A 21,730-nucleotide genomic window follows, 5' to 3' on the forward strand; every position below is an offset into this window, starting at 1 on the left:
TGTGTTTGGTCTGATTCATTACTTCCGAATCATCAGCCCCGCCAGCTTTGCTACCATTACAAAGGAAACACGTAGCGAGTGAGCTGAATACTTCTGACCCATATATCTCTGCACAATCAAATTTAAATGTTTGTCCGTCAGACGACGCTCAGTGAGCCGTTCTCCTTTGCGAAAGGAGACAAACACCGGCCCCGATGTACGGTCCAATCGTTGCACCCAGATCTGCAGCGTGCGGATAGGACACATTTTAAAGTCTGGCGAATATAAGATAGCCTTTTCCTCCACCGCACTGTATTGATTGGTTTTGCTCTTGGCCAAGTTCACAATCAATCCTTCCTCCAAGAATGATAAGTTCTCCACATTAAGCCCTGCCAGCTCGGAGCGGCGAAAGTTTGCACACTGGCACTACCAACAGTCGTGGGATGGTCGTATTCACCGGCCTGCAAGCGAAGCTTTATTTTGCCGCAGTTCTAGCGCCCAATGGACGTGACTCCCTCACAAATGTTTTGAGCACTACTACCCTGCAGGTGGGGCCGCTGACGGCTGGCGGCGTAAGTCAGCAGCTAGTGGTCACTCAAAGCAGTATTCATCCTACTAGTCCGGAGGTACCAAGCTTGCGCATCACGGAGGTCGACGAGAATAATATTGTCCTACCTACTTCTAGGGTATGCCTATATCCAGCGTTATCATTTTTGGACTCCAGTGGCCTAGATTGCTGTAGTAGCCTACGCAGTGATTCCACCTCTATTCTAGCGCAGGTCACTTTCTCGAGTCTGCAGCCAAACACTACAACTACGTGAAGGCCGTTAAGGTCTTAGGGACCAGCACGCTGACCAATTTGGGCATGAACTCTCTAAAAGCGGTTTCTACGGGCCCTTAAGGTTTTGGGGCAGCGACTATTATAGTCAGACCCTAAATTCAGCTAGTATAGAAGAATGAGGTAACTATAACAAGCAGCGGTTGTGGGCAACGTGCAGCTTTCAGTAGTTGTATACGAGGCTCAAACCCGATCCTTACCATTCAAAATTGCCGGCCGATTCTGGTAGACCAGCGTGAGGCGTGAGCTAGTTAAGCTGGCCTAGCGGGGCCCGTAACCTATTTTGGCAGGTTGGTCTGCCACTGAAATTGCCACTGAAAAAATAAAAAGGCTATTTCCGATAAGGAAATAGCCTTTTTGATAAGCGTAAGCGGTCCGGACGGGACTCGAACCCGCGACCTCCGCCGTGACAGGGCGGCATTCTAACCAACTGAACTACCGAACCAATTACTTCGTGGGTGAACCGTTTGTTTTCCCTTAAAGTGCTGCAAAGGTAGGAGCAGGATTGAGACTGCACAACATAGGGGGCTTTTTTTCTGTAAAAAAAAGCCATTCTGTACGGTTGTAGCTGTTTTTCAGCGACATTGTTTTTTCTAAACCCAATTCAGAGCCGCTGATATAGCGGGTGGAGCGGTTTCGATTACCTTTGCCAACTCTGGCTTGAGGCATCTTTGTCTGATCTCAATCCCTTTTTTCGTTATCTGACGCCTATTTTACTCGGCAATGCTCCTCGATTTCGAACAACCCATAGCCGCCCTCGAAGGTAAACTCCGCGAAATGCAGCAGCTGGCGCTTGATAGCCAGGTAGATGTGTCGGAGGCCGTTGCGGCGCTGGAGGCCAAAATAAAGGCCCTCAAAAAAGAAACCTACGCCAACCTCACCCGCTGGCAGCGTGTACAGCTCTCTCGTCACCCCGACCGCCCCTATACCCTCGACTATATCGACGGTATGGCCAGCAAGTTTATTGAACTGCACGGCGACCGCACCGTAGCCGACGATAAGGCTATGGTAGGCGGTTTTGCCGACCTGGATGGCCGCTCGGTGATGTTTATTGGCCAGCAGAAGGGCCGCAATACCAAGCAGCGGCAGTTTCGGAACTTTGGCATGCCCAACCCCGAAGGTTACCGCAAGGCTTTGCGCCTGATGAAGCTGGCCGAGAAGTTTAACAAGCCTATCGTCACGCTCATCGATACACCCGGCGCATTTCCGGGGCTAGAGGCTGAGGAGCGGGGGCAGGGGGAGGCCATTGCCCGCAACCTGAAGGAAATGTTTCTGCTGAAGGTGCCTGTTATCTGCGTCATCATCGGCGAGGGGGCTTCGGGCGGGGCGCTTGGTATTGCCATCGGTGACCGGGTGCTGATGTTGGAAAACACCTGGTACTCAGTTATTTCTCCCGAATCGTGCTCCAGTATACTGTGGCGTAGCTGGGATTATAAGGAGCAGGCCGCTGAAGCCCTGAAGCTCACGGCTACGGATATGATGCAGGCCAAACTAGTGGATGGTATTGTGAAAGAGCCGCTGGGTGGTGCTCACACCAACGTGCCCAAAATGATTGATACGCTAAAGAAGACGCTGATCAAAACGCTGGATGAGCTGAGTGCGATGCCAACGGAAGAGCGCATTAGCCAGCGCATTGATAAGTTTTCGGCCATGGGCGTCGTGGCTGAATAGGGTAAGTCATGTTGCCTAGAAGTGGCTTTTTGGTGTGCCTAACTAGTGTACTAGTGTACTGCGTAGCGTATGAACCTCTATACTATTGATACCGGCCTGTTTAAGCTTGACGGCGGCGCTATGTTTGGCGTCGTGCCCAAAAGCATGTGGCAAAAGCTGAATCCGCCCGACGCCAACAACATGTGCACCTGGGCCATGCGCAGCTTGCTGATTGAGGATGGCAACCGCCTCATTCTCATCGACAATGGTATGGGCAACAAGCAGGATGAGAAGTTTAGGTCGCATTTTTACCCACATGGCGATGATACGCTAGAGAACTCACTGCGTCAGCGGGGTTTCACGTCCGCCGATATTACCGACGTATTTCTGACCCACTTGCACTTCGACCACTGTGGAGGCTCGGTGGTGCGCACGCCGGGGGGCAAATTGGAGGTGGCTTTCCCGAATGCTACCTATTGGTCGAACGAGGCGCACTGGAACTGGGCCGTGACGCCGAATGCGCGGGAAAAAGCCAGCTTTTTAAGGGAGAATATTCTGCCGATTCAGGAAAGCGGGCACTTGCAGTTTCTTGCGCCGGGCGCGGCTTCAGAGTTGCCGCAGTTTCGGGAAATCATCTTCGCCGACGGCCACACGGAAAAGATGATGGTGCCGGTGCTAGAGTACAAAGGCCGTACGCTGGCGTTTATGGCCGATTTGCTGCCTTCCGCAGGACATATTCCGTTGCCGTACGTGATGGGATATGATGTACGCCCACTGGAGACATTGAGCGAAAAAGAAGCCGTGTTAAACCGGGCTGCAGCCGAAAACTGGGTGCTTCTGCTGCAACACGACCCCACCAGTGCGGCCTGCACCGTGCAGGCCACCGATAGAGGGGTGCGCCTGGCGGAAACGCTACGCCTGGAAGATCTTTAACCGCTGCCATACCAGATGCGGGAAATAGGGGTAGCGTTATCAGGAGGTGGGGCGCGGGGTATTGCGCATCTGGGCGTGCTGGCGGCGCTGGACGAGCTGGAAATTCCGATCGGGCGCCTGGTAGGCGTTAGCTCAGGGGCAATTGTGGGGGCCTTTTATGCCGCTGGTTTCAAACCGGCTGAGGTGTTGCGCCTGTTCACGGCCATGCCAATTACCCGCTTGCTGCGCCCGGCATTTAGTCGGCATGGGCTGCTGAACCTGGATGCTGTAAAACAACTGCTGGAAGAGCACTTGGGGGGCAATTTTACCTTCGCCGATTTGCAGCGCCCGCTCACGCTGGTGGCTACTGATCTGGTGGAAGGCGTGTCGGTGTACTTTTCGGAGGGGCCGCTGTTGCCGGCCTTGCTGGGGTCGTCGGCGGTGCCGGTGCTTTATCGTCCAGTGGAGTATCAGGGGCGGCAACTGGTAGATGGTGGCTTGCTGAATAATCTGCCCGTAGAGCCGCTGCTAAATCAGGATGTCATCGTGGTGGGCGTGCACTGCAACCCCGTAAATCCGGCGGCGCGTATCACTACGTTTCGGAGTCTGGTGGAGCGCACATTGCTGCTGGGCATTAATGCCAATACGCCCGCCCGCCGCCTGCATTGCGACTTGCTTATTGAGCCGCCCGAGCTGCGCAACTTCCGCACGCTCAGTTACCGCAGGGCCACCGAACTCTACGATATCGGCTACCGCTACACAATGAGTATGGCGCCGCAGCTGCGCGCCCTGCAATAGCTAGCGCGTTGCTCAAAAATTACCTAGTTTTAACCCTGGGGGGCTTTTTCTCGTTGGTCACCCAAAAAATTCCTTATGCCAAGAGCCTCTACTACGCCTTTCTTCTGGTATTACTTCTCTAAATTCTGGTTTTGGATAACCGGCTGGAAACTGGTTTCGCGGGTGCCGCCGGGCATTACCAAGGCCATGATGATTGCGGCCCCGCACACCAGCAACTGGGATATTCTCTACGCCCGCGCCTCTTTTTTTCTGATGAATGTGCCCGTGCGCTTCACCGTCAAGAAGGAGTGGGTTGATAATCCCTTTGTCGGCTGGCTGATGCGCTCCCTGGGTGCGCTGCCCGTTGACCGCAGCCGCAACAACAGCCTCGTGGATGGCATGATAAAGCTGTTCAATGAGCGCGACGAGCTGGTGATTCTTATCACGCCGGAGGGCACGCGCCAGTATCAGCCCAAGTGGCGCAAGGGCTTTTATTTCGCGGCCGAGGGGGCTAACGTACCGATTCTGCTGGGCTTTTTGGACTATAAGAACAAAGAATCCGGCGTAGGCGGACCCATTTATCCCACGGGGAATTACGAAGCCGACTTAGAGCAGATTCAAGCATTTTATCGGACAAAAACCGGTAAATTTCCGGAGAAGGGCGTTCGCTAACAGGGGCTTCCCTTGCTCTTTACAAATAATAATACGACCAGCTTTTCCACTATTTACGCACCTGCCTCACTATGGAAAAGATTCAAACCTTACTCATCATCCTGTTGGGCTTAGGCGTTTTTGTGTGGCGCATGGTGCAGAAAGCCCGCGAAATGGCGGCCCGCGAATCGCGCGAGCGGCCCGCGCTGCCGAAGGCTCCTGGTTTGCCTCCTACCTCGTTTCAGGATTTGCTGGAGCAGATGAAGTCGCAGAACAAAGCCGGCAATCAACCGCAGCCTGCCACCAGCCAGCCCACCACGCCGGCTGGTCGGCCACTGCCCCGCGAGCAGGCGGCACCCGTGGCGCGCAGCCTAGAGCGCACGGAGGTTGACCCCCGATCCTTGGAAACCATGCCGACTGCACGCTCACTGGAGACCCCCACGCGGACGCCGCGACTGGCAGCCAGCATGCCCCGCACCACGGCCTTACCCACTCGCGAAGATTACTGGACCCGCCAAGCGTCGCACAGCACCGACGAAGCCCGTCAGGATGCTCGCCGCCGCGTGCAGGCCATGTTGCGCAGCCCCGCTGATTTGCGCGCAGCTTTTGTTCTCAGCGAAATTCTTAAGCCGAAATACGAGTAGCGGATACCGCGCTTGTCAGCATTTGGGGGCTTTTATAATATATGGGCCAGCCCCCAGCAGACCGTCATGCAGAGCACCGCGAAGCATCTCGCTCGCGGTCGTTGCAAGATTAAGCATGACGTTCTTCTTGGTTGAGTTTAGTAACCCAACTAAACACGCGAGATGCTTCGCGGTGCTCTGCATGACCGCCTTTTCAGAACGGCTGCCATTAATATAGTGATGACTACGAGCAAGATGCTTCGCTGCCGCTTGATGCAGTAATGCTCTGGATGAGGTGATACTTAGTTTAGTCCTGCGTTAGTGCGTAAGCCACAAGGTTGGCACCCATGCGTAGGGCCGTTTCGTGGGTGGCTGGCGGATCGTCGTAGGTGCCTACATCTTCCCAGCCGTTGCCCAGGTCGCATTCAAAGGTATAGAAGCAGACCAGCCGACCTTTGTAAAGCAGGCCAAAGCCTTGAGGGCGTTTGCCTTCGTGCTCGTGCACTTTCGGCAGGCCTTTCGGGAAGTCGAACTTTTGGTGGTAGATGGGGTGGGAGAAAGGCAACTCCACAAATTCCAGCTCCGGAAACACCTTCTTCATTTCGGGGCGGATAAACTTGTCGAGGCCGTAGTTATCATCAATGTGCAGAAAGCCGCCGCCGGTAAGGTAGCGCCGCAGGTTTTTAGCCTCTGCGTCGGTAAAAACGACGTTTCCGTGGCCCGTCATGTGGATGAAGGGGTAGGTGAACAGCTCGGGGTTGTCCAGCTCCACGGTGGCTTCGTCGGGCGCGATGTTGGTTTTAAGCGTCTGATTACAAAACTGAATCAGATTGGGCAAGCTCGTTTTGTTGGCGTACCAGTCGCCGCCGCCGCCGTAGTGCAGCTTGGCAATGCGGAAGCTGGGCGCTACAGGCGCAGCGGCCGTTGTCAGGAGAAAAGTAACCGCTAAAAGAAGGTGCTTAAGCATAAGGTGACAAGATTTCTTACCAGGGTAACGCGGAAGCAAACAGCGGTCGTTCAATGAAGCGGCAGCTTGTTAGGATACGTAGCCTGAATTTACCGCTTATTAGTCTGACTGACGTTCGCGGCTGCGTAAAATTCATGTGCGATATGTACCGTATGGGCAGCCGCCAGCGCCGCCGTTTCGGTGCGTAGGCGCGACTCGCCCAATGTCACGGGCCGAATGCCGCGCTCTAGCGCCAGATTTATCTCAGCCGGCGTAAAGTCGCCTTCGGGCCCGATGAGGACGCAGCAATTTGCCCCCCGCGCCGCTACCTGCGACAAAGCCGTCCGCTCGCCTTCGGCCAGGTGCGCAATAAAGCTGGTGGCCGGCTCTAGCGTAGGAATAAAAGCGGCGTAATCCGTGAGCTCATCCAACTGCGGCAGCCACGTCTGCCCCGACTGCTTCAGGGCGCTGATGGCGATTTTCTCCAGTCGATCCAGCTTCAGTTCGCGGCGTTCGGAGCGGGCGCAGCGCAGGAAAGTGAGGCGGTCGAGGCCAACCTCGGTGGCTTTCTCCACCAGCCACTCCATACGGTCGAGGTTTTTGGTGGGCGCGACGGCTACGTGCACTGAGTAGGCGCGGCGCGGCACGCGCTGCTCATTGGTTATGCGCAGCAGGCAGCGTTTGGGGTTCGCATCGGCTACTTCGGCCTGAAAAAGGCCCCCACGCCATCCAACAGTTCCACAGCGTCGCCCGGAGTAAGGCGCAGCACACGAACGGCGTGCTTGCTTTCATCTTCGGGCAGCAGATAAGTTGCCGAGGTCAGGTTGGGGGCATAAAAGGTGTGCGGCATGCGGCAAAGATAGGTTTACCCGCAAGGAAAAACCCCACCGACCTAAGGCCAGTAGGGTTTCGGAATAGTAGACGCAATTGGATATCAGGCTTTACTTTTCAGCAAAGCGCATACTACATAGCCGCTCTTAGCTGAATGCCTTATTAAGCATACCAGCCAGCCGCACACCAGCTTCGGTGATGCGCTGCTGCATGAGGTCGGCGTGGGCGGGGTAGTAGCGATAGTCAACGTCGGCGTTGTTGGGCGTGTCCTGATAGATCTGGTTACTAGCCTGATACGATTCCCAGAGCCATTGCTCCGGTGCCGCTGCCTGCATCTTACGAATTGCCCGGCCCCGCAACTTGGAGTTGTAGGCAGTAGCCATTTCGGTGTAAGTAAGACCCTGATAATCAAGTAGGCCGCTATCCCAAAGGCTATGCAAATTCGTGTCTTTGCCCCGATACTTTACCTTGATGTCATTGCCGCCTTTGTCCTCGGCGTGGCCCGCATGCAGCGGCTGATGCACATCGCCCACCAGATGCACGACATACTTAAGAGCGGCTACCCGTTCGGCTTGCGGCTTGCTCTCATCCTTCAGAATAGCCAGCTGAGCAAGCATGGCGCTGTAAGCGTTCGGAACGGTTTGGGCCTTGAGCTGCTGTATGTACTGCTCCTGATTGAGGCCGCTGGGCGTGTTTACGTAGTGCCAGGGCGCGGTTTCCTTGAACTCGGGGTAGTAGCGCACTTCGTCGGGCCAGGTACTCACCATGGTCAGCGTTTCTGTATTTAGCAGCTTTTGAATTTCGCGCTTGGCACGGCGGGAAAGGTGTTGTTCGGCAATTTTGCCCACGGCCCGGTGCCCATCGGCGCCCCAGGCCCACAGGCTGAGCGGAGTGAGCAAAAGCAGGAGCAACGGGAGAAGACGCTTACACATGATGCTAAGAATAGGAGGTGTGAATTAAAAAGTAAAGCTAGCAGATTTGGAGCGAATGTGACAAAAAAGCCCCCAGACAATAGCTGGGGGCTTTTTTGCAAACCAAATGGCGCGGCTTTATACGCTGGCTTCCACGGCTACCTTGGGAGCCCCAGCCAGAATTTCCTCGTTGGCGAAATCGGCATACTTCTTAAAGTTGCTTACAAACTTCTCGGCCAAAGAGGCAGCGGTTTTATCGTACGCCTCCTTGTCAGCCCATGTGTTGCGTGGGTCCAGAATCTCGGCTGGCACATTGGCTACGGAAGCGGGCACTTCCACCCGAAGATGGGGTGTTTGGTAAACTCCACGTGGTTCAGGTCGCCGTTGAGCGCGGCCGTAATCATCGCGCGGGTGTAGCTCAGCTTCATGCGCGAGCCGGTACCGTAGCTGCCGCCGGTCCAGCCGGTATTGACCAGCCACACATTCACGTCGGGGTGCTCATCCATTTTCTGACCCAGCATCTCGGCGTACTTCGTGGGGTGAAGGGGCAGGAAAACGGCACCAAAGCAAGCCGAAAACGTGGTCTGAGGCTCGGTAATGCCCATTTCGGTGCCGGCTACCTTGGCCGTGTAGCCCGACATGAAGTGGTACATGGCGTGGCTCTTATCCAGCTTGCTGATGGGGGGCAAAACCCCGAACGCATCGGCCGTCAGGAAGAAAATGTTCTTGGGAGAATCGGCTACCGACGGCTCAATGGCGTTGTCGATGAAGTTGATTGGATAAGCCGTGCGGGTGTTTTCCGTTACCGACTTATTAGCGTAATCCACGGTGTGGGTGCCGGGAACAAAGCGCGTATTCTCCACGATAGCGCCGAACCGGATAGCATCCCAGATCTGAGGCTCTTTCTCGCGGCTCAGGTCGATGACTTTCGCGTAGCAGCCGCCTTCAAAGTTGAAGATGCCCTCATCGGGAGTCCAGCCGTGCTCATCATCGCCGATAAGGCCGCGGTTCGGGTCAGCGGAAAGGGTGGTTTTGCCCGTGCCCGAAAGGCCGAAGAAAATGGCAGCGTCGCCATCCTTGCCCACGTTAGCGGAGCAGTGCATGGGCAGCGTGTTCTTTTCGTGGGGCAGCAGGTAATTGAGTACGCCAAAAATGCCCTTCTTCATCTCGCCAGCGTAGCCCGTGCCGCCGATGAGAATCATCTTCTTAGTGAAGTTCAGAATGGCAAAGTTGGGCTGACGGGTACCATCTACCGCAGGGTCGGCCTCGAAGCCGGGGGCGCAGATGATGCTGAAGTCGGGCGTCCAGGTGGTGTCCTCGCCTTCGGATGGGCGCAGGAACATGTTATAACAGAATAAGTTGTGCCAGGCCAGCTCGTTTACTACGCGCAGATTCAGGCGGTAATCAGGGTTGGCGCCAGCATAAGCCTCGCGCACATAAATTTCTTTATCGGCCAGGTACTGCACCATCTTCTCCTGAAGCTGGTCGAACTTATCGGCATCGAAGGGAATATTGATGTCGCCCCACCACACGCTATCCTGCGTGTTCGCGTCCTTTACTACGAAGCGGTCCTTGGGCGAGCGGCCGGTGAAGTTGCCGGTATCGGCCATGAGCGCGCCAGTGTCGGTGAGGGTGCCTTCGCCGCGGCGAAGGGCTTCTTCCACTAGTTCGGCGGGGGTAAGGTTCAGGTGTACCTGGGCCGCCTGGGTAAATCCTAGGGGCTGGAGGCGATGAAGAGCTTGGGTGGCAGTGTCCATCATAAGCCAATAAACAATAAATAGGGTGGGTGGGAAATGGGAATTCTTAAAACAAAAGTAGTCAAAAAACCGAGCCTGCCACGGCTGTGCTGCGGTTTGATCCGGCCTTAGCGAAAATTCGCTATCCTATTATTTAGCTAATACCAGCTTGGGGGGTAAAAGTTGGCAGTTGCGAAACTTTTGTAGCTTTACAAACCCCCGATCGCTGTTTCGGATCGGTTTCTCTTCCACCTCCATCTTTACCTTCTCTTACATGCAATCAGCCTCCGTCGTGCCCGATCAGCCACCGGTTGCCGCGCAGCAAGGACATCCCAAGGCACTGTATCTGCTCTTCTTTACTGAACTGTGGGAACGGTTTAGTTACTATGGTATGCGGGGCTTGCTTACACTTTACCTGACCAAGACTATCCTGGCTGGTGGTTTGGAAGTGCCCGCCGCAACTGCCACCCTTATATACGGGTACTTCACTGGTTTCGTGTATTTTACTCCCATCATTGGGGGCTGGATTGCCGACCGTTTTATCGGGCAGCGCCGCGCAATTCTTATCGGCGGTACCCTGATGGCCCTGGGGCAGTTTTCTTTGTTTTCCACTACTCCCGGTAGCCCGGCTGTGGCCTTTGGCCTGCCGCTGACTACGTGCCTGGGCTTGCTGCTGCTCATCATTGGCAACGGCTTCTTTAAACCCAATATCTCCACGCTGGTAGGGCAGCTCTATGAGCAGGGCGACCCGCGCCGCGACTCGGCGTTCACCATCTTTTACATGGGAATCAACATCGGTGCCTTCCTGGCGCCGCTGGTGTGCGGTTATTTTGCCGAAGACTTATTCGCTACCAAAACCGTCGTTGATGGTGTGGAGCAGGTAAGCAATTACGGTTTCCGCTATGGCTTCCTGGCCGCTGGTCTGGGTATGGTGCTGGGTCAGATTATCTTCAACCTGTTTGCCCCCCGCTTGCTTGGCCCGATTGGCTTGGCTCCGGTGAAGGTGGTAAAGGACAAGAACGCGCCAAAAGAAACCCTGTCGAAAGAGGAGACCGACCGCATGGCGGTGATTTTCATTATCACGCTGTTCGTGGTGTTCTTCTGGGCGGGCTTCGAGCAGGCCGGTAGCTCCCTAACCTTGTACACCGATAGCTATATCGACCGCGAAGTATTTGGCTACCTGATTCCTACGTCCTGGTTCCAATCGGTAAACCCGCTGTTCATTGTGGCGTTGGCCCCTATTGTGGCTAGCATCTGGCTGAGCCTGGGCCGCAAGGGCAAGGACCTGAGCATCCCCGTGAAAATGGGTTTAGGCATGGTGCTGCTGGGTATGGGCTTCCTGTTTATGGTGGGCGCCGTAATGGAGCGCGGCGGCGACGTGAGCGATACAACGGTGAAAGCCAGTATCCTCTGGTTGCTTGCTACTTACTTCTTCCATACGATCGGCGAGTTATGCTTATCGCCAATCGGCCTTTCCATGGTAACGCGCTTGGCCCCAATCAGCTATACCTCCGCGCTCATGGGCGTATGGTTCCTGGCTCCCTTCGTTGCGCAGATTGCCGGTGGCTACATTGCTGCTTACGTGGAAGAACTCGGTGCTTTGAAGGTATTCGGTCTCATCGCCGGCTTCGTTATTCTGGCTGGTTTGATTCTGATTGCCATTGCCAAGAAGCTGTTCCACATGATGCATGGTCGCGGAAACTAACTTATTGTATATAAAAAAGCCCCCCAGACTAACCTCTGGGGGGCTTTTTTATGTTGTAAAAGTGCATTTGCTTAATATTCCTTATTGAGTGCTTCTTAGTAGATACGTCCGGAGCCGAATTCGTAGCACAGTTGCTCAAGGACAGTAGTTACCTAGCCGAGCGACTGTGGGACACTTGAAGCCGAATCATCATTAAGTAGACTTCTCTGTAATCAATGAATCATGCGAATGTTTTTAATAAACATTGTTTTAATAATTAGTAGTAGTGCAATTGCTGCTTGGCTACGCATGTTTGACCAAAGACTTTTCTTACAGTCTTGGTCTAATTTGATTGGGGAATCCATTAAGCTATGGGTTGCAGGATTTTTAATAAGTCCTTTATCTGAGTTGTTTAACTTATGGCCTATTTATGTGATTTATAGTGCATCTTATTTTTTGATAATAAATAAGATGCACAATGGAAAACCCACGATACGGCAAGCAATCATGTTAGGAGTATTATTAAGCTCAGCTATGTATATTGCTATAAATACCCTAAGCCATCAATGGATTATGCATGACTATAATCACCATTTTAAGCTCTTTATTATTTATTCGTTTTCTGCTCTGATATATGGACTTTTGTATTACTACTTGTTAACAAAAAGAACTTATATAGATAGCGCAGTTCAAAATCAACTATAAGTAAAAAAGCCCCCAGAACATATCTGGGGGCTTTCTACATATTATGCGAACAGCTTAGTTAGCTGCGCGGCTGATATTACATCATGCCGCCCATGCCACCCATGCCGCCCATGCCGCCGGCACCGCCAGCAGAAGCTTTCTCATCTTCTGGCTCATCCGAGATAACACACTCAGTGGTCAGGAGCAGGCCGGCGATAGACGCAGCATTCTCCAGAGCTAAGCGGGTTACTTTGGTTGGATCGAGGATACCAGCAGCCATCAGGTTCTCATAGCGGTCTTCGCGGGCGTTGTAGCCGTAGTCGCCGGATCCCTCACGCACCTTCTGTACTACTACCGAGCCTTCGCCACCGGCGTTGCCTACGATGCAGCGCAGCGGAGCTTCCAGCGCCGTGCGGATGATGTTTACACCGGTACGCTCGTCGCCGTTTAGCGTGTCAACAGCAGCCAGCGATTCGATAGCGCGCACCAAAGCAACGCCACCGCCAGGTACTACACCTTCTTCAACAGCCGCACGAGTTGCGTGCAAAGCATCGTCAACGCGGTCTTTCTTCTCCTTCATCTCTACTTCCGTAGAAGCACCGATGTAAAGGATAGCTACACCACCTGACAACTTAGCCAAACGCTCCTGCAGCTTCTCCTTGTCGTAGTCCGACGTAGTAGTCTGAATCTGAGCTTTGATTTCGTTGATGCGGGCCGTGATAGTAGCCTTCTCACCTTTACCATTGACGATGGTCGTGTTGTCCTTGTCAATGATGATTTTCTCAGCAGTACCTAAGTACTCAATCGTAGCGCTGTCGAGCTTGTAGCCGCGCTCTTCCGAAATCACGGTACCACCAGTCAGCACCGCAATGTCTTCCAGCATCGCCTTACGACGGTCGCCGAAGCCGGGAGCCTTTACGGCTGCAATCTTCAACGAACCACGCAGCTTGTTAACTACCAGCGTAGCCAAAGCCTCGCCATCAACATCTTCGGAGATGATAACCAGCGGCTTACCAGTCTGTACTACCTGCTCCAGTACGGGCAGGAGCTCCTTCATGGTGCTCACTTTCTTGTCATAGATCAGGACGTAGGGGTTCTCCAGCTCCACTTCCATCTTCTCCGGATTGGTCACGAAGTAAGGGGAGAGGTAACCACGGTCGAACTGCATGCCTTCAACCGTTTTTACTTCGGTTTCCGTGCCGCGCGCTTCTTCCACGGTGATAACGCCTTCTTTGCCCACTTTGTCCATGGCATCGGCAATCATCTGACCAATTTCCGAGTCGTTGTTGGCTGAAATAGTGCCTACCTGGGCAATCTCCGAAGAGTTTTCAATCTTCTTCGACTGCGACTTCAGGTTAGCAACTACAGCGTGTACCGCCTTGTCGATGCCGCGCTTCAGGTCCATGGGGTTAGCACCAGCAGCTACGTTCTTCGAACCAGCCGTGTAGATAGCCTGAGCCAATACGGTAGCGGTAGTGGTACCGTCACCAGCCTGGTCAGCGGTCTTGGAAGCAACTTCTTTTACCAGCTGAGCACCCATGTTTTCAACGGGGTCAGTCAGCTCAATTTCCTTGGCTACAGTTACACCGTCTTTAGTGATGGTGGGTGCGCCGAATTTCTTGTCGATAACCACGTTGCGACCCTTAGGACCGAGGGTTACTTTCACGGCGTTAGCCAGCTTATCTACACCGCGCTTTAGCTTGTCGCGGCCGTCGGTATCGAATTGGATGTTCTTAGCCATCTTATTTTAAATAGAGAAGTAATTCAGGAAAAGAAAAGGAAACCCTACAGAACGGCGAAAATGTCAGACTCACGCATGATGAGGTAATCTTCCCCATCCACGGTGATCTCAGTGCCGGCGTACTTACCATAGAGTACCTGGTCGCCCACTTTTACCTGGGGGCAATGAGAGTACCACTGTCGGCTACTTTGCCTTCGCCTATGGCCACTACTTCGCCGCGCTGGGGCTTTTCCTTGGCCGTATCGGGGATGATGATGCCCGACTTGGTTTTCTCCTCGGCGGCGGCTGGCGCGATAATTACGCGGTCGGCCAGCGGTTTCATGCTAAGTGACATATTGTACGTTTTGGTTGAAAGATATTGAGTGAATAAACCCGTGCGCCGTTCCCGACACTTCTTATGCCAGCCCACCCAAACCTGACATAATGGTCGTGAATGTGAACTTTTTTGTGCCCTATACTAAGACTTAGCTGCCAAACATGTCAGATTCAGACAGACCTGACACGTAGAGTAAGGCACAAAAAAACGATGGCTTCCAAGCAGGAAACCATCGTTTTTTATTGTAAGCAAGATCAATGAAGTTTACTCGTTGTCGGTTGTTGGCGCTGCGGCCGGAGCCGGAGTTGTGGCGGGCTGTTGATCTGCGGCAGATGCTGCCCGCTCATTAGGAGTGGCCGTACCGGAAGCTGCTGGAGCAGTAGCGCCAGGAACTGTAGCACCAGGGGCAGTAGGAGCCGGAGTGGCAGGAAGCTGCGTTTGAAGCGCACGCTCCTGGTTGATGCTGCGGGCCGGACCATCCGTACCGCCGCCAATAATCATGTGGGTACCCAGTGTAAGCACCATCAATCCTAAAGCAAAACCCCAGGTCAGGCGCTCTAATAGGTCGCCGGTACGCTTTACACCCATAAGGTTAGCAGCACCGCCCGAACCGAACTGATTCGACAGTCCACCGCCCTTTGGGTTTTGGGCCAATACAACGAGGGCTAGGAGCAAGCAAACGAAAATAATCAGGGCAATCAGGGCAATATACATCTACTCGAAGGTTTGCAATTGTTGAATTTGGTCGGCAAAATACGCCTTTTTTTCCGGCTGACGCACTATCAGCCGTTCATATATTTCGATAGCCTTACCAATTTTGCCCTGCCGGGCCAGAATCCGCGCCAGACTTTCGGAAGCCAGACTAGGCTCTGCCAGCGTACTGCGCACCGATAAATCAGCTTGAGCTTCAGTAGTGGGCGGCAATGGTAAAGGGGCTCTGAAGCGGGGCTTGCTGCGCAAAAACTTGTCAATCAAATCAATGCTGGTTGGCACGGGCGGCGGCACGGGCTGGTGCTGCTTTAAGTGCTGAAGCAGCAGGGCATCGGGCTCAAAAAAAGCGCTGGGGGCAAATCCAGACTGTATTCGTCGTGGGCTTGCAGACAGAAGCCCAGCCGGCTACCTAAGCCCGGCGCGTAGCCAACTTCTTCGTCAGCCCAAAAAGGAGGAATGACAGCGGTTTGCTTGGCTGCTTTCTCGACCTCGAATAAATTATATGTCGGAACGGGCAGGGTTTGGGCCAGGCCAAACTCGAAACGGGAGGAACCAACTTCCGCCGGAGGGCGGATGGGTGGGGGTGACAGTGGCAATTCCTCCTCGGTAAACTCCGGCTCTACCTCTAGCTCAGGAGCAACGACCGACTCTTCCCTTTCGCCTGTCGGAATGAACGGCTGCTCAATAGGCTGCTCTAAAGTAAGTTCTGGCGCCGCTGCGTCAGATTCTTCTGTTGAGGCCGCTATATCAGCTTCAACCTTAACACTCTCCTCTACAGGCTCTTCCTCTGCTGGTAAGTCTGCATTTATGATAGCCTCATCAGAGTCCAAAAGCTCTTCGGGCAATTGTGCATCGACTTCATGTAACGGCGTCTCTAATTCGTTAGCTGCCTCTACACTTGCGTGCGCCCGAGTTTCCGGGGTATCGTTAAGCAATGCAGCTTCTGAGGCCGAAGGCTCTGCCGGTGCCTCCTCTGCTATGGCTAAATCTGCTTCTAATTCAGTAGTAGTGGAGGAAGTATCCTGGACATCAGTCTCTCCCGTGTCATAAGCGCCATCAAGCGGCTGATTATTCGGTGAGTCGGTTTCTGGGCTGGTGATATAGTCAGCAGCTTGTAATAATTCTGGTTCAGCAGTAATAATATCAACCGAAGGAGGTACAGCGAGTGCAAGTTGAGCAGTGGCTACGGCTTCTGCTTGCTCTTCCTTGGAAGGCGTAAATGCTTCGGCAAGCGTCTGCGGCGCAGGCAGCTCAATGAGCGCGCGCAGCTGCTCCCGGTCTACCGCGTAGGTGGCGGCGCGGCGCAGTCGCTGGGCTGCCAGCATGCTGCCCCGATCATGAGCAGCTTTAGCCAGCAGCAAATGAGCGGTCTGGCAGTACGGAAAAGTAGCCGCCAACTGCTCCAATTCCTGAACTTCCGTCTCCGAAATGCCCCCCAAATTGTCCAGAATATGCAGCAGCGAGGCGCGGGTCATGATATGCGGTACTAATTATAAGGTGGCTGAGAACTGATGTTCAGCTTAAAAATGGCGGCAAATACGAAAAGAACCTAGCGGCGCCAGCGTTTTTCGAGCCGACAACAATACGGCAATTTATTCACTAAACAGGCGCAGCAGTAAAGCTAGCAAGCCCGACACTAGAGTAATTACCAGTTGGCTACCGACTTATTAAAAACGTCGGTGATGATGTTGTTGGTGATGACGCGGACGCGCGGGTCGTTATTGATGGTCGTGATGTCCTCCGTAGCCGAGAAGCTGTCGCTGCTTTGGAAGGTCTGCTCCAGGTCCTGCAATGGGTCTTTCGTATTCACAAACTTCACCTGCACCTGAATAGTCAGCCGGTTTTGGCCAGCCTGATCGACATTTCCTTCGCGCTGAATGGCCGCCGGCGCGAAATCATACGCCGTGATGGCACCTTCAAATTGTAAGTCGCCATCGCGGGGCACGAGCTTGAGTGTGGTGTTGCGCTGGAAATAGTCTTTGAAATCCTCCGTAAAGCGCTGAGCCAGAAAGGATGGGCCGTTGCTGGCGTTGTTCTGAAACGTGGCTATGGAGATGGTTTTTACTGCGGGGTCGATGTTGGTGCCCGTAAAGGAATACACGCTGCACCCGGCCAGCAGAAACAGAAAAAAGCCCCCCAGTAACCAGCTAGTCAATCGGTTAGAGTTGCTCCAGATCATATTGCTTGAGTTTGCGGTACAGGGTACGCTCCGAAATGCCCAGGTCGTGAGCGGCGTACTTACGCTTGTTATGGTGCTTTTTGAGCGCCTTCATAATCATTTCCTTCTCCTTCGCTTCCAGCGACAACGTTTCCTCTTCCGTTTCGTGCGGAATATCTTCTACCCGCTGAGCTTCATCGTCGTAAGTCAATTCCTCGTCGCTGTCGTTCAACTCATTAACGGGGCGCGGCGTAATAAAGTACTCCCCAGCAGCTTCGGTAGGCGCAGGACGATTCAGACGGCCACCTTCGTAGGAGGAAGCAACGTTCAGGTTATTGAAAAGATGACTGTTTTGCCGTAAGAGTTCCTGCGCCTCGGCGGGGCGCTGCCCGGCAGCCAGATCCAGAACCAGCTTCTTCAGGTCGGTCATGTCGCGGCGCATATCAAACAGCACCTTGTAGAGCAGGTCGCGCTCCGAGTACGTATTGTTTGCACCTGCGCCATCAGGGTTTGCGGCGCTAAGCAACATAGGCAAGCGGCTGCTCTGATCGGCTGGCAGATACTGGCGCAGACGGGCGGCATCCAGCTCGCGCTCCATTTCCAGCACCGACATCTGCTCGGCAATATTCTTTAGCTGCCGGATGTTGCCCGGAAACCGAAAGCGCTGCAATTCAGCAACTGCATCGGGGGTAAGGCTAATTGGCTTTACGCGGTAACGTTCAGCAAAATCGGTTGCGAACTTTCTGAATAGTAAGTAAATATCGTCTCCGCGTTCACGTAACGGTGGAACTGTGATAGGTACTGTGTTGAGCCGATAGTAAAGGTCTTCACGGAAGCGGCCTTCGCGCACGGCATCCAGCAGATTTACATTGCTAGCCGCCACTACACGCACATCCGTCTTCTGCACTTTGCTGGCGCCCACCCGGATAAACTCACCGTTTTCGAGCACGCGCAACAAGCGGGCCTGCGTTCCAAGCGGCATTTCCCCGATTTCGTCTAGGAACATAGTGCCCCCATTCGTTACCTCAAAGTAACCCTTGCGTGCCTCATTGGCCCCCGTAAATGAGCCTTTCTCATGCCCAAACAACTCAGAGTCAATGGTTCCTTCAGGAATTGCACCGCAGTTGATGGCGATAAACTGCCCGTGCTTGCGGGGCGAGAGGGCATGAATAATCTTGGAGAAAGATTCCTTACCTGAGCCGCTTTCCCCGAAATAAGCACGGTCATGTCGGTGGGCGCCACTTGAGCGGCCACTTGGATGGCATAGTTCAGCGCCGGCGCGTTGCCGATGATGCCAAACCGTTGTTTGATTGATTGTATTTCGCTAGGAGTCAAAGTCAGTAGGTGGGTTTCGTAAGAAAGACGAAAAGCAGCTGCGTTTACTTTAGTTACTGGGTAGCCGCCTGCTTACATAAGAGTAGATGACACTCTTAAATTGCGTTGCCGAATAGCGTACTGGCTGTGCAGTCATGCACCAGCACGTTCACATAATCGCCTTTCTGGAAGGTTTGTTTTGGAAAGAGAACCACTTTGTTCTGGTCATTGCGGCCACTCAGAAACTCATCAGAGCGCTTGGAAAAGCCTTCGACTAAGACCTTGTGTACCTGTCCGATGGCGCGCTGGTTGCGGATGAGATTGTGCTTTTGCTGCACGGCAATCACTTCGGCTAAGCGGCGCTTCTTTACTTCCAGGGGTACATCATCTTCCAACTTACGAGCGGCCAGGGTGCCGGGGCGCTCCGAGTAGAAGAACATATAAGCCATATCGTACTGCACCTGCTCCATGAGGCTCAACGTATCCTGGTGCTCCTCCTCGGTTTCGGAGCAGAAGCCCGAAATCATGTCGGTGCTGATGGCGCAGTCGTCGCCCAAGATGCGGCGGATGGCCTGCACCCGATCCTCGTACCAGGCGCGGTCGTATGTACGGTTCATCAGCTTGAGCACCCGCGAGTTACCGCTTTGGGCGGGCAAGTGAATGTAGTTGCAAATGTTGTCGTAGCGAGCCATAGTGTGCAGCACCTCGTCGGTAATATCCTTGGGGTGAGACGTGGAAAAGCGCACGCGCAACTCGGGGCTGAGCAACGCCACGCGCTCCAATAGTTGGGCAAAATTTACCTGCTCCAAGCCATCTTCCGAAGCCCATTTATAGCTGTCCACATTTTGGCCTAGCATGGTAACTTCCTTGTAGCCAGCAGCTATCAAGTCGCGGCACTCCTGGACAATGCTGTGCGCATCGCGGCTACGCTCGCGGCCACGGGTGAAGGGCACCACGCAGAAGGAGCACATGTTGTCGCAGCCGCGCATGATGCTTACGAAGGCTGATACGCCATTGGAATTAAGGCGAACCGGTGTGATATCAGCGTAAGTTTCCTCCCTAGAGAGCAACACGTTCACCGCTTTTTGCCCCCCATCCACTTCCTGAATCAGGCGAGGAAGGTCGCGGTAAGCGTCGGGTCCAACTACGAGATCAACAATCTTTTCTTCTTCTAAAAACTTGGTTTTCAAGCGCTCAGCCATGCAGCCGAGTACACCGACCAACAGGCCGGGATTGCGCTTTTTATGCCCGTTAATCTGGGAAAGCCGCATGCGTACTGTTTGCTCAGCTTTTTCACGAATGGAACAGGTATTAAGCAGTACCAAATCGGCGCCTTCCAACTGTTCAGTAGTATCAAAGCCTTCCTGAAACAGGATAGAGGACACTATTTCGGAGTCAGAAAAATTCATCTGACAACCATAGCTTTCAATATAAAGCTTGCGCTGCCGGCCGGTGCTGGTAGCGGCGCTAACCCGCACCTCGCCGCTTGGGGTATGTGCGTGATCAGCAGGGGCGGTGGGGGCCGGAGTATCTAGAAAATCGAGAGTAAGAATGGGCTGCGACATAGCGGTCAAACACGAATAAGGAGGGCAAAGGTAGGCTTTTTAGGGTAAAAATGACAGAATGGCAGAGGTAAGGATAGGTAAGATTTGGGCACTTTCAGATAAGATTGTTTGCGTAAAAACGAGCTGTTGTGCCTTCTTGTGCGTCTGGCCGTCAAACAACCGTAGCGCCCAAAACCTCCAACATTGCCTTGGCCTTTAGCAAGCACTCATCATATTCTTGCTCCGGTACTGAGTCGTAGGTGATGGCAGAGCCAACCTGAAAGGAGAGGTAACCAGTAGCGGCGTTGAATTGCAGACTGCGGATGACCACGTTAAAATCGAAGTCGCCGGAGGGCCAGATGACGCCGAGGCTTCCGCTGTATAGGCCCCGGCCGCTATGCTCATACTGCTCAATGAGTTGCATCGCCCTAATCTTGGGTGCGCCCGTCATGGAGCCCATCGGAAAGGTCGCGCGCAGCGTATCCACCAGGTCACAATCGGGGCGGCGCTGTGCCTGTACAGTTGAGACCATCTGCCAGACGTGGCGAAAGCTGTAGAGGCCAAACAGCTCGGGCACCTGCACTGAGCCAGTCACGGCCACGCGGGCAAGGTCGTTGCGTACTAAGTCCACAATCATCAGATTTTCAGCCTGTTCCTTTTCGTTGTGGCGTAGCTGATGGCGCAGTTCCTCGTCCTGCTCCGGGGTGAGGCCACGACGAATGGTGCCTTTAATCGGCTGAGAAATAAGAACATCGTGTTGCTGGCGCAGAAATCGCTCGGGCGACGCGCAGAGTAAGTACTGATCCTGCCATTTATAGAATCCGGCGAAGGGGGTAGGCGATGCGGAATTAAGCTGCAAGAAGGTTTGAACGGGCTCAATCGTGACGTGTTCAGCATAAAACTCCTGACACAGATTTAGCTCGTAAACCTCACCATTCAGAATATCTTCCCGGATAGATTCAACAGCGGCGAGGTAAGCGGCTTTGGGCATTCGGGCGCGCATCTGGGGCACCGAAGCTGCCGCATTTGATGGTACGGAAGCCGCTAAAATCTCATCTAAAATTCCCCCCGGACCGTGTATTTCTATTGAATCTGTATGCCAGATCAACCGGATTTCTGGCTCAAAAAAATGAATATCCGGAAAAGATAACCCGCTGGAATGTTCGCTGTTGAGGGCTTCTATTTGATTCTTAAGTTCATAGCTAAGAATGCCGCAGCGAGGCGCTTGGGTAGGCTGTTGCAGCCAGAGTCGCAGCTCACTTAAAGCAGCGGGTGCTTGCACAGGTGTGTTGCTCACTGCCAGCAGCCGAGAAAAAGCCCCCGCGGATACGGCAGATCGTTGGGCTCGTAGTAGGCACAATACTGAAAACGGGCAGCCCAATGCAAGGCATTCGCCCGAAACTCGGCGGGCGCGATAGGTAAGCTGGACAGCGGAACGACTAACACGGGGCGAAGGTAATGGTCGGGAAAGCTTCTGTTATTAGTCAAGCTCGGCCAGCGCCACTTTTGCCTTCATATCTGTGCTGTTTTTGTACTCGTGCTTGGGATACTGAAGCGCCTGCCGAAAGTATTTCCGGGCAAGTTCCATTTGGCCCGCTGATTGGTGCAGATAGCCTAGCTGCAAGGCGGCCTGGGGGGCAAAGTAATAAGGTGCCTGTCCTTTAGAAAGCGCGATGGTGCGAGCGTAGAAGTAGCGAGCCGAATCGAGCCTGTCGAGGCCATGA

The 21,730-nt window shown here is 53.8% G+C and carries 21 protein-coding genes, 1 tRNA gene and 2 pseudogenes; 6 read left to right on the top strand and 18 right to left on the bottom strand.

Features of this window, described 5'->3' with window-relative positions; translation table 11 throughout:
- Nucleotides 1-18: 18 nt before the first annotated feature.
- Nucleotides 19-342 carry a site-specific integrase gene (locus H9L05_RS15790; RefSeq protein ID WP_187731755.1) on the bottom strand — a complete coding sequence of 108 codons (324 nt, stop codon included), beginning with the start codon at nt 340-342 and terminating at the stop codon, nt 19-21.
- 846 nt (nt 343-1,188) lie between these two features.
- Nucleotides 1,189-1,262 (bottom strand) — tRNA-Asp (locus H9L05_RS15795).
- Nucleotides 1,263-1,540: 278 nt separating this feature from the next.
- On the opposite strand from H9L05_RS15795, the gene H9L05_RS15800 reads away from it, so the two are divergent.
- The 5 genes from H9L05_RS15800 to H9L05_RS15820 all read left to right on the top strand — a co-directional run bounded on the left by H9L05_RS15800 (nt 1,541) and on the right by H9L05_RS15820 (nt 5,451).
- Nucleotides 1,541-2,488, top strand: coding sequence for an acetyl-CoA carboxylase carboxyltransferase subunit alpha (locus H9L05_RS15800; RefSeq protein ID WP_187731756.1), 948 nt, complete (start codon nt 1,541-1,543; stop codon nt 2,486-2,488).
- A gap of 69 nt (nt 2,489-2,557) precedes the next feature.
- Nucleotides 2,558-3,400, top strand: a complete 843-nt coding sequence (locus H9L05_RS15805; RefSeq protein WP_187731757.1) for an MBL fold metallo-hydrolase — start codon at nt 2,558-2,560, stop codon at nt 3,398-3,400.
- A gap of 15 nt (nt 3,401-3,415) precedes the next feature.
- Nucleotides 3,416-4,177: a patatin-like phospholipase family protein gene (locus tag H9L05_RS15810; RefSeq protein ID WP_187731758.1), complete on the top strand. Its 762-nt coding sequence runs from the start codon at nt 3,416-3,418 to the stop codon at nt 4,175-4,177.
- A gap of 75 nt (nt 4,178-4,252) precedes the next feature.
- Nucleotides 4,253-4,828, top strand: coding sequence for a 1-acyl-sn-glycerol-3-phosphate acyltransferase (locus H9L05_RS15815; protein WP_187309265.1), 576 nt, complete (start codon nt 4,253-4,255; stop codon nt 4,826-4,828).
- 71 nt (nt 4,829-4,899) lie between these two features.
- Nucleotides 4,900-5,451 carry a hypothetical protein gene (locus tag H9L05_RS15820; protein ID WP_187731759.1) on the top strand — a complete coding sequence of 184 codons (552 nt, stop codon included), beginning with the start codon at nt 4,900-4,902 and terminating at the stop codon, nt 5,449-5,451.
- Nucleotides 5,452-5,737: 286 nt separating this feature from the next.
- Here H9L05_RS15820 and H9L05_RS15825 read toward each other — a convergent pair whose 3' ends face one another.
- From H9L05_RS15825 to pckA, 5 genes and pseudogenes are all read right to left on the bottom strand, one after another.
- Nucleotides 5,738-6,397 carry a DUF4159 domain-containing protein gene (locus H9L05_RS15825; RefSeq protein ID WP_187731760.1) on the bottom strand — a complete coding sequence of 220 codons (660 nt, stop codon included), beginning with the start codon at nt 6,395-6,397 and terminating at the stop codon, nt 5,738-5,740.
- An 89-nt stretch (nt 6,398-6,486) separates the two neighbouring features.
- Nucleotides 6,487-7,050, bottom strand: a complete 564-nt coding sequence (locus H9L05_RS15830) for an RsmE family RNA methyltransferase (RefSeq protein WP_223284964.1) — start codon at nt 7,048-7,050, stop codon at nt 6,487-6,489.
- Nucleotides 7,051-7,073: 23 nt separating this feature from the next.
- Nucleotides 7,074-7,226, bottom strand: a complete 153-nt coding sequence (locus H9L05_RS23990) for an RNA methyltransferase PUA domain-containing protein (protein WP_223284497.1) — start codon at nt 7,224-7,226, stop codon at nt 7,074-7,076.
- A 127-nt stretch (nt 7,227-7,353) separates the two neighbouring features.
- Complete coding sequence (locus H9L05_RS15835; RefSeq protein WP_187731761.1) at nt 7,354-8,139, bottom strand: S1/P1 nuclease; 786 nt, start codon at nt 8,137-8,139, stop codon at nt 7,354-7,356.
- A gap of 117 nt (nt 8,140-8,256) precedes the next feature.
- Nucleotides 8,257-9,878 (bottom strand): annotated as a pseudogene (gene pckA, locus H9L05_RS15840) (phosphoenolpyruvate carboxykinase (ATP)).
- 250 nt (nt 9,879-10,128) lie between these two features.
- Here pckA and H9L05_RS15845 point away from each other — a divergent pair.
- A complete protein-coding gene (locus H9L05_RS15845; protein ID WP_187731762.1) occupies nt 10,129-11,559 on the top strand; it encodes a peptide MFS transporter in 1,431 nt (476 codons plus the stop codon).
- Between the two features lie 760 nt (nt 11,560-12,319).
- Here H9L05_RS15845 and groL read toward each other — a convergent pair.
- The 11 genes and pseudogenes from groL to H9L05_RS15900 form a co-directional block, all read right to left on the bottom strand.
- The gene (gene groL, locus H9L05_RS15850; RefSeq protein ID WP_187731763.1) at nt 12,320-13,963 is read right to left on the bottom strand and encodes a chaperonin GroEL; all 1,644 of its coding nucleotides are present in this window, start codon (nt 13,961-13,963) and stop codon (nt 12,320-12,322) included.
- Nucleotides 13,964-14,007: 44 nt separating this feature from the next.
- A pseudogene (groES, locus tag H9L05_RS15855) lies at nt 14,008-14,297 on the bottom strand (co-chaperone GroES).
- Between the two features lie 246 nt (nt 14,298-14,543).
- Nucleotides 14,544-14,993 carry a preprotein translocase subunit SecG gene (secG, locus tag H9L05_RS15860; protein ID WP_187731764.1) on the bottom strand — a complete coding sequence of 150 codons (450 nt, stop codon included), beginning with the start codon at nt 14,991-14,993 and terminating at the stop codon, nt 14,544-14,546.
- Nucleotides 14,994-15,284 carry a hypothetical protein gene (locus H9L05_RS15865; RefSeq protein ID WP_187731765.1) on the bottom strand — a complete coding sequence of 97 codons (291 nt, stop codon included), beginning with the start codon at nt 15,282-15,284 and terminating at the stop codon, nt 14,994-14,996.
- A gap of 14 nt (nt 15,285-15,298) precedes the next feature.
- Nucleotides 15,299-16,465: a hypothetical protein gene (locus H9L05_RS15870; protein WP_187731766.1), complete on the bottom strand. Its 1,167-nt coding sequence runs from the start codon at nt 16,463-16,465 to the stop codon at nt 15,299-15,301.
- 170 nt (nt 16,466-16,635) lie between these two features.
- On the bottom strand, nt 16,636-17,145 hold the full coding sequence (locus H9L05_RS15875; protein WP_223284498.1) for an LptE family protein: 510 nt from the start codon (nt 17,143-17,145) through the stop codon (nt 16,636-16,638).
- A gap of 4 nt (nt 17,146-17,149) precedes the next feature.
- Nucleotides 17,150-18,463, bottom strand: a complete 1,314-nt coding sequence (locus H9L05_RS15880; RefSeq protein ID WP_394368497.1) for a sigma 54-interacting transcriptional regulator — start codon at nt 18,461-18,463, stop codon at nt 17,150-17,152.
- A 115-nt stretch (nt 18,464-18,578) separates the two neighbouring features.
- Nucleotides 18,579-20,027 carry a tRNA (N6-isopentenyl adenosine(37)-C2)-methylthiotransferase MiaB gene (miaB, locus tag H9L05_RS15885; RefSeq protein ID WP_187731767.1) on the bottom strand — a complete coding sequence of 483 codons (1,449 nt, stop codon included), beginning with the start codon at nt 20,025-20,027 and terminating at the stop codon, nt 18,579-18,581.
- A 151-nt stretch (nt 20,028-20,178) separates the two neighbouring features.
- Nucleotides 20,179-20,997 carry an anthranilate synthase component I family protein gene (locus H9L05_RS15890; RefSeq protein WP_187731768.1) on the bottom strand — a complete coding sequence of 273 codons (819 nt, stop codon included), beginning with the start codon at nt 20,995-20,997 and terminating at the stop codon, nt 20,179-20,181.
- A 302-nt stretch (nt 20,998-21,299) separates the two neighbouring features.
- Nucleotides 21,300-21,494: a hypothetical protein gene (locus tag H9L05_RS15895; RefSeq protein ID WP_187731769.1), complete on the bottom strand. Its 195-nt coding sequence runs from the start codon at nt 21,492-21,494 to the stop codon at nt 21,300-21,302.
- Nucleotides 21,487-21,630, bottom strand: a complete 144-nt coding sequence (locus H9L05_RS15900) for a hypothetical protein (protein WP_187731770.1) — start codon at nt 21,628-21,630, stop codon at nt 21,487-21,489. Before H9L05_RS15900 ends, H9L05_RS15895 begins: the two co-directional genes overlap by 8 nt.
- Between the last annotated feature and the right edge of the window lie 100 nt (nt 21,631-21,730).

The organism is Hymenobacter qilianensis (assembly GCF_014489555.1).
GTDB classification, from domain to species: Bacteria; Bacteroidota; Bacteroidia; order Cytophagales; family Hymenobacteraceae; genus Hymenobacter; species Hymenobacter qilianensis.